Origin of the sequence: Endozoicomonas sp., assembly GCF_051008435.1 — a bacterium.
Lineage (GTDB): Bacteria > Pseudomonadota > Gammaproteobacteria > Pseudomonadales > Endozoicomonadaceae > Endozoicomonas_A.
The window spans coordinates 1-1,048 of sequence record NZ_JBPCXO010000080.1 but is presented as its reverse complement, the minus strand read 5'-3'; the positions used below and the strand labels follow the sequence as shown (position 1 = coordinate 1,048).

Sequence of the window (1,048 nt, the reverse complement as noted above, 5' to 3'; positions counted from 1 at the left end):
CGGATTTGGCCATTTTTTATGATTCTTTTCGTTGAATAGCTCGCTATTCGCCTCAAATAATCATAAAAACTGTCTCAAACCGGACTTTTTCTCGCTACGGTCGGCTAAGTCCGACAGGCTCCTAGGCCGTCTACACGTCCTTTGGCGGCTATATAAGGTAAGGGCTCCCCTGACATATCCGTCACTTTGCCATTGCCGTGGTAGCTGTATGAGCGGGTCACTGACTCCTCATCAGGAATCGTTCCTTTTTCTCTTGCCCATTGCCACGCGGCCATACCTGCAGTGGTCAGGGCTGCTACAGTTCTAGCCACTGGATGACCACTGATGGCGCTGCTTATCAGGGCATCATCAATGCCTACAGACGCCAACAGCTGGCCATCGTAGTTCAATTCTATCTCGTCAAGGCAGCTGCCCACCTTACAAAACGAGAGCGGCTCTGTGTCTTTTCGCAGCTCGCTGAGGGAGCCTGTTTGCTGATCTCCTTCGTCTCCCCAGTCTTCGTCAAGATCAAAAGGATCAAGGTCTGGAGAAGTTGCCTGGGAGGATGGTGTTGGAGTATGAGTAGGCGGTGTACTGGCTGTAGATTCGAGTGTGAGAGAGTGAGTACCCCAGTCTTCATCCACGTCGAGTTCATCCGCTAAAGCTGTAATTTCTTTCAATTCAGCTGCAGTACGCTTGGGTTTAACCACAACCCACTCACCATGGCCGTAGCGTGCGTGCGGGTCCTTGCCGTACAGAGTTAAACATTTAAAGGCGTTCTCTCCCGATGAGAGACAGTCGGACAAGGCATTATTCGCCAAATACCTCGGATCGGTATAGGTGTAAGGTTCAGGCTCCTTTTGAGGGTCCGCTGGCTGTTGCCCTGCAATTTTCCGTCTCTCTGCTTCAGCACCAGCCGCTGATGCTTGTTGTTGAATGCGGTGCTGTGTTTCAGCCGCCCCCTGCGCGTGCATATTCTGATGCCACTGCTGCATGTTGGCCTGGTTATATGGGCTGTTCTTCAGATTTTGTTGAACTTGGTTATTTACGGTATTCCGGATGTTGTTAA

General features: G+C 50.9%; 1 protein-coding gene. It reads right to left on the bottom strand.

Features of this window, described 5'->3' with window-relative positions:
* Window positions 1-104: 104 nt before the first annotated feature.
* The coding region (locus tag ACR2PX_RS03615) for a hypothetical protein (RefSeq protein WP_433997996.1) at window positions 105-1,048 on the bottom strand (944 nt) is incomplete at its 5' end.